The following is a 5,446-nucleotide window of genomic DNA, read 5'->3' on the forward strand; positions in this document are numbered from 1 at the left end:
AGCAGCGTGAGGACCTGAAGGGGATCCACCCCCCGCGTGATGACGGCGACGGTGTCGCGATAGGTGGGGAACAGCCAGTCCTCGGCCCCGAGGACGACGGCGGCCGCCACCTGGCAGGCCTCCTGTCCGTGGGAGGAGGGGTAGACGGCCATGCGCCCCTGGCGCACGAGGGCGTTCGCCTGGTCGTTGATGCGGCGGCCGGCGACGAGGCGCCCGAAGGCGCCGAGCAGCTGCTCACCGTCGGGCAGCGGGTACCTGTCGTCGTGGTTGTGCTGTCCGTCGGGGTCCACCAGCTGTACCGGCTCCGCCGAGGGCAGCAGCGCCCGGTCGGCTGCCGGTGCGGCACCGCCGTCGGACGCTCCCCCCAGCATGCTGCCGCGGCCACCATTCGTTGCCGTACTCATCCCGCCTCCATCATGTGCCGCTGCGGCGGCGCTCCTACCGTGCGCCGGGCGATAGCTCCGGCACTGGATGCTGTGTAGGTCAAGTATGGTCAGCAGCCACCTTTTGTATCCACGGGGTCCGCAAAGTGTGGATCATCACGGGCGAAAGAGGATATTCTGTGGACGAATAGGCGGGTGTGACCTGCATTACGCGAAGGAGCGTGGACACGTGGTGGATGGCCCCCTCGACGACGTCGACCGGAAGATCCTCGCCGAGCTGACCAGGGACGGCCGGCAGTCGGTCACCTCCGTCGCCGAGCGGGTGCACATCTCGCGGGCGCATGCGTACTCTCGCATCGCGAAGCTGACCGAGGACGGCGTCCTGACACGGTTCACGGCCATCATCGATCCCGCCAAGGCCGGCCTGCGGTCGTCCGCCTACGTCACCCTGAAGGTGCGGCAGCACTCCTGGCGCGAGCTCCGGGACATCCTCAGGAACATCCCGGAGATCCACCACATCGCCCTGGTCGGAGGTGACTTCGACGTGATCCTGCTGGTGCGGGCGGAGGACAACGTCGGGTTGCGGCGCGTGATCTTCGACCAGCTGCAGTCGATGCCCGGGGTGCTCGACACCCAGACCTTCCTCGTCTTCGAGGACCTCGACACCCGCTGACCCCCCCCCTTCCCCCGGTGCCCGTCCCCCGGGAACGACCCCGCCGGCCGGGCGGGATCGCACAGGGATCCCGCTGCGTGTCGTGCTGCCGCTCAGCGCGGGAGGTCGCCGCCGGGCACATCAGCGGTCCGACGCGTCGAGAAGTGGCGCCGGTAGGCGGTCGGGGTGGTCGAGAAGGTGGCCGCGAAGTTCTGTCGGAGGGTGACGGCGTTCCCGAAGCCGCAGGTCGCCGCGATCTGGTCCACGGACAGCTCGGTCGTCTCCAGGAGCCTCCGGGCGGCGTCGAGGCGGCGCGAACGGATCCAGGCCGACGGTGTCGTGCCGGTCGCCGTGCGGAACGCGCGGACGAAGGTGCGGCGGCTCATGTGCGCCTGGCCTGCGAGCCGGTCGATGGGAAGGGCCTCGCGGAGGTGCCCCAGGATCCATTCGAGGAGGTCCGCGATCGGATCGCCGGCCAGGCTCCGGGGAACCGGGTGCTCGATGTACTGGGCCTGGCCGCCCTCACGGTGCGGGGCGACGACGAGACTGCGGGCCACCCGGTTGGCGGCATCGGCCCCGAGCCGCTCGCGCACGAGGTGGAGACACGCGTCCAGGCCGGATGCCGTGCCCGCCGAGGTCATGACGTCCCCGTGATCGATGTAGAGCACGGCCCGATCGAGGGTGATGTCCGGATGCCGTCCCGCCAGTGTGTCGAAGGCCTGCCAGTGCGTCACGGCGCGCCGGCCGGACAGCAGTCCTGCGTCCGCCACCGCGATGGCCCCGAGGCACAGTCCGAGGACCGGTGCGTTCCGTCCGTGGGATTCCTGCAGCACGGTGCGCAGGACCTCACTCACCCCGCGGCCGTCGTCGAACCAGGAAGGGACCACCACGATGTCCGCCTCGGCAGCGACGCCCGGCCCGGAGATGCCTGCCAGCCGGTAGCCCTCCGCCGTGAGTACCGAGCCGGGCTCGTCGGAGAACAGGACGGTCGTCCAGTCGGCGAGGCCCTGGCGCGTGACTTCGTCGAACATCATCTGCGGCACGGCGAGATGGAACATCGTGACGCCGTCGAACGCGTACACCGCGATCCGCATGCGCACCTCCCCGATTGGCCCGAATTCATCGTAACCGGGCCTGCGTGCCACTCGCTCCGAACTGCCACCGGAGGAAGGATGGACTGCAGGTCCGTCAGCGACCGCAGACCAGCACCACCATGAGCCAGGAGAAACGTCCCCATGAGCACCCCTCGCCGCGCCCTCGTCCTCGTCGATGTCCAGCAGCAGTACTTCGCCGGCCCCCTCGAGATCCAGCACCCCCCGCACCAGCAGTCGCTGCCGCGTATCGCGGCGGCCGTCGATGCCGCTGCCGACGCCGGGATCCCGGTCGCGGTCATCCAGCACACGGCCGGCGAAGGCGCTCCGGTCTTCGCCCCCGACACGCCCGGCTTCGCCCTGCACCCCGAGATCGAGGGCCGGCGCACCGACGCGTGGAAGGGCGTGGTGAAGCAGTACGGCTCCGTCTACGCGGACACGGACCTCGCCGGCTGGTTGCGGGAGAACGACGTCGACACGGTCACCCTCGTCGGGTACATGACCAACAACTGCATCCTCGCCTCAGCTGTCGAAGCCGAAGCCCTCGGGCTCTCCACCGAGGTCCTCGCCGACGCGACCGGCGCCATCAACATCGCCAACGATGCCGGTTTCGCTGATGCGAAGACCGTCCACACGACACTGCTCGCGCTGCTGAACTCCAACTGGGCGGCCGTCGCCACGACCGAGGCGTGGACCACGGCCCTCGCCGCGCATCAGGCACTTCCGGGAAGTGACCTGGGCAGTTCCGCGACGGCTGGAACTGCGCGCACCGCCCGGTCCTGACGCGACGGGCCGACGGGAACGGACTATCGGCTGTGCTCTCCTGCGCCCTGCGTCCCTCGCTGCTCAGGCCGGCCTGCCGCGGCTGCCCCTGACGGAGGTGCGGAATGCGGCGAGAGCGGAGAATCCCGGCCATAGCCCTGTCCGATCGATGCGGGCGAGTGCGGCGGAGAACCCGGGTGATTGCGCGAGGTGCGACGGGAAATCGTAGCCAGGGTTGAGTTCGAGCAGGATCCGCAGGAGCAGGGCCCAGCGGCTGCTCTCCGCTGCCGCGTCGTAGAGGGCCGTCGGCGGCTCGTCGAACTCGATGGCCAGGTGATGGCTCTGATGATCGCGGATCCTCGTCACCATCGCGATCCACTGCACCAGGTCGGGGCCGAAGAGACCGGGAACCATGAGTCGTACGGGTTCGAGCAGTTCGCGAGCCCGATCCTGGTAGGTCATCTGGTTGAGGTGCCGCAGGGTCTCCCTGAAGACGGCGTGCGCCTTGTCCTCGTCGGGGAATCCTTCCGAGAGCAGTACCTCCACGCCTGCCTGTCGCGCCTGCCTCGCTGCACGCTCCACGGCGCGCTGGCCGACGCCCTCGAAGCGGACCCCCTCCAGGTACAGCCGACGATGAAGGCCTTCGAGTGCTGTTGCCAGGACCAGGGCGTCGAGCTGCCGGGGTCCCGTCGGGCCGGTGAGGAGGAACGGCACGGGATCGACGATGTGCGCGAGGGGTATCCAGGCGGCGAACACGGCCACGGAGAGATCCTGGACCGGCAGGAAGCTGCTGCGAGCGAGGGGAACGGGCTCGCTGCCTCGACTCCGAAGGACACACCAGCGGTTCCCGACACGTACCTCGGTGTGGGCCACTCCTGGAACGTCCTGGCCGCTCCACAGACCCAGGAGCTGGCTGCAGGAGTGCTGCACCTGATGACGCAACCGCCGGAGTGGTGTCGCCCTGCCGGCGGAGAACTGGAGACCCGCCCCGTCGTCGGAACCCCATCCTTCGAGGACTCCCGGGATCGAGCCGGCGACCGGCTCCGAGGACTGTTCCCGCCGGAGGGCCGCACCCACCGGCAGAAGCCAGGTCCACCTGATGCCGGCAACGAGGTCGCGGTCACCGCGTACGTGTGCTCCCGCGAGGGACATAGAGCCGTGGAACGTCTGCTTCACCGATGACGGGGGCAAGGACGGAGCCTCCACGACGGCATCGAAGAGGGTGACGGGTCGGCCGTCCGCAAGAGAGCCCAGGATGTCCCGGGGTACGGGATCGGCGACGTCATCCGGGTCTCCGCCGGGCGACACCCTGTCGGGCCCCGACCCGTCCGGTTGCTCGGGCCCGAGGATGGGGCCGTCGAGTTCGAGCACGAACGAGCCGTCCCGTTCGAAGCGCAGGACTCCGGGCACCAGATGGTCCAGGTCCAGTCCGAAGCGTCCGGCGAACTCGCTCATACGCCAGTATGCCCGCCGGTCCGCGGTACCACGAGTGCCGGCGCGGGGATGGTGCGGGGCAAGCATCCCGGGCTTCCCCGTTCCGCGCGACATCGGACCCGTGCGGGCCCGGACCGGAGGTGTCTATCCGGTCAGTGGGGTGCGCTGGGACACCCAGATGGAGCCGACGAAGGTCAGGTACTCGTCATAGCAATCCCTCATCACATCATCGGCAGGGGGGCCGTCGCCGGTGGAGGAGGACTGGAAGCCCAACTGCTTGCCGTCCTGCTCGATAGGCCCGATGCCCCATCCCTTCGCCTGGACGCAAGCGCGTGTCGCGCCGACCGCGTCGCGGTACTCGGCAGCGCTCACCACCAGATCCTCCAGGATGGCCCGCTGGAACCCGCTGGCGCTGTCCCGCATCTCGAGCTTCTCGTCCTCGGAGAAGGACGGGACGGTGCAGCCCGTCAGCAGGAGAGCGGCCCAGCCGACAGCGGCGACTCCCCATCTGTTCCCCATGGGAGCATCCTGCCCCATGGGGTGGGCAGCGTCCATCGTCGGCCCCGTGACGGGCAGCCCACCCCGCGGTTCCGTGTACATCGCGGCGTCCTTCTGTCATCGTCGGTCGTGCATCGACCACCATCCGGCGGCCGCGCACGGCAAGCACCCCAGGAGATGACATGTCCCTCGTCCGCGTGCACAACTTCTCGGTCTCCCTCGACGGCTTCGGCACCGGTGAGGGCCAGCGGCTCGACGCACCCTTCGGTCACGCAGATTCACGGTTGATGGAGTGGGCGGTCGAGACGCGCACCTTCCGCGACATGGGCATCCACGGAGAATCGAAGGGGTCCCTCGGTGTCGACGACGCGTTCGCCGGCGCGTGGCGGCCCGGGATCGGCGTGGAGATCATGGGCCGCAACAAATTCGGTCCGCACCGCGGCCCCTGGGAGGACGAGGAATGGAAGGGCTGGTGGGGTGATGACCCCGTCTTCCACACCCCTGTCGTCGTCCTGACCCACCACCCCCGGCCGGCACTCGAGATGGACGGCGGGACGACCTTCTTCTTCGTCGACGCCGATCCCGTCTCGGCGCTCGAGCAGGCCCGCGCCCTGGCCGGTGACCTC

7 protein-coding genes are annotated in these 5,446 nt (G+C 69.4%); 3 read left to right on the forward strand and 4 right to left on the reverse strand.

Features of this window, described 5'->3' with window-relative positions:
- Positions 1–371, reverse strand: a 371-nt coding sequence (locus CVO76_RS01035) for a thiamine pyrophosphate-dependent enzyme (protein WP_244186276.1), incomplete at its 3' end; no start/stop codon positions are given.
- Positions 372–612: 241 nt separating this feature from the next.
- Between CVO76_RS01035 and CVO76_RS01040 the strand changes: the two genes are divergently transcribed.
- Positions 613–1,056: an Lrp/AsnC family transcriptional regulator gene (locus tag CVO76_RS01040; RefSeq protein ID WP_244186132.1), complete on the forward strand. Its 444-nt coding sequence runs from the start codon at positions 613–615 to the stop codon at positions 1,054–1,056.
- 92 nt (positions 1,057–1,148) lie between these two features.
- Here the strand turns inward: CVO76_RS01040 and CVO76_RS01045 are convergent, their stop codons facing one another.
- Complete coding sequence (locus CVO76_RS01045; RefSeq protein WP_208740373.1) at positions 1,149–2,129, reverse strand: GlxA family transcriptional regulator; 981 nt, start codon at positions 2,127–2,129, stop codon at positions 1,149–1,151.
- A 141-nt stretch (positions 2,130–2,270) separates the two neighbouring features.
- Between CVO76_RS01045 and CVO76_RS01050 the strand changes: the two genes are divergently transcribed.
- Positions 2,271–2,909, forward strand: coding sequence for an isochorismatase family protein (locus CVO76_RS01050; RefSeq protein WP_208740374.1), 639 nt, complete (start codon positions 2,271–2,273; stop codon positions 2,907–2,909).
- A gap of 63 nt (positions 2,910–2,972) precedes the next feature.
- Here CVO76_RS01050 and CVO76_RS01055 read toward each other — a convergent pair whose 3' ends face one another.
- Both CVO76_RS01055 and CVO76_RS01060 read right to left on the reverse strand, forming a co-directional pair.
- The gene (locus tag CVO76_RS01055; RefSeq protein WP_208740375.1) at positions 2,973–4,343 is read right to left on the reverse strand and encodes a HEPN domain-containing protein; all 1,371 of its coding nucleotides are present in this window, start codon (positions 4,341–4,343) and stop codon (positions 2,973–2,975) included.
- Between the two features lie 123 nt (positions 4,344–4,466).
- On the reverse strand, positions 4,467–4,922 hold the full coding sequence (locus tag CVO76_RS01060) for a hypothetical protein (protein ID WP_208740376.1): 456 nt from the start codon (positions 4,920–4,922) through the stop codon (positions 4,467–4,469).
- Positions 4,923–5,002: 80 nt separating this feature from the next.
- On the opposite strand from CVO76_RS01060, the gene CVO76_RS01065 reads away from it, so the two are divergent.
- Positions 5,003–5,446 (forward strand): dihydrofolate reductase (locus CVO76_RS01065; protein ID WP_208740377.1); only part of this gene is annotated, 444 nt, incomplete at its 3' end.

The organism is Arthrobacter agilis (genome assembly GCF_002953615.1).
Taxonomy (GTDB): Bacteria; Actinomycetota; Actinomycetes; order Actinomycetales; family Micrococcaceae; genus Arthrobacter_D; species Arthrobacter_D agilis_B.

Bases quoted from the DNA above. Each gene is read 5' to 3' on its own strand.
- CVO76_RS01045 (WP_208740373.1), bottom strand. From the start codon at position 2,129: ATGCGGATCGCGGTGTACGCGTTCGACGGCGTCACGATGTTCCATCTC.
- CVO76_RS01050 (WP_208740374.1), top strand. From the start codon at position 2,271: ATGAGCACCCCTCGCCGCGCCCTCGTCCTCGTCGATGTCCAGCAGCAG.
- CVO76_RS01055 (WP_208740375.1), bottom strand. From the start codon at position 4,343: ATGAGCGAGTTCGCCGGACGCTTCGGACTGGACCTGGACCATCTGGTG.
- CVO76_RS01060 (WP_208740376.1), bottom strand. From the start codon at position 4,922: ATGTACACGGAACCGCGGGGTGGGCTGCCCGTCACGGGGCCGACGATG.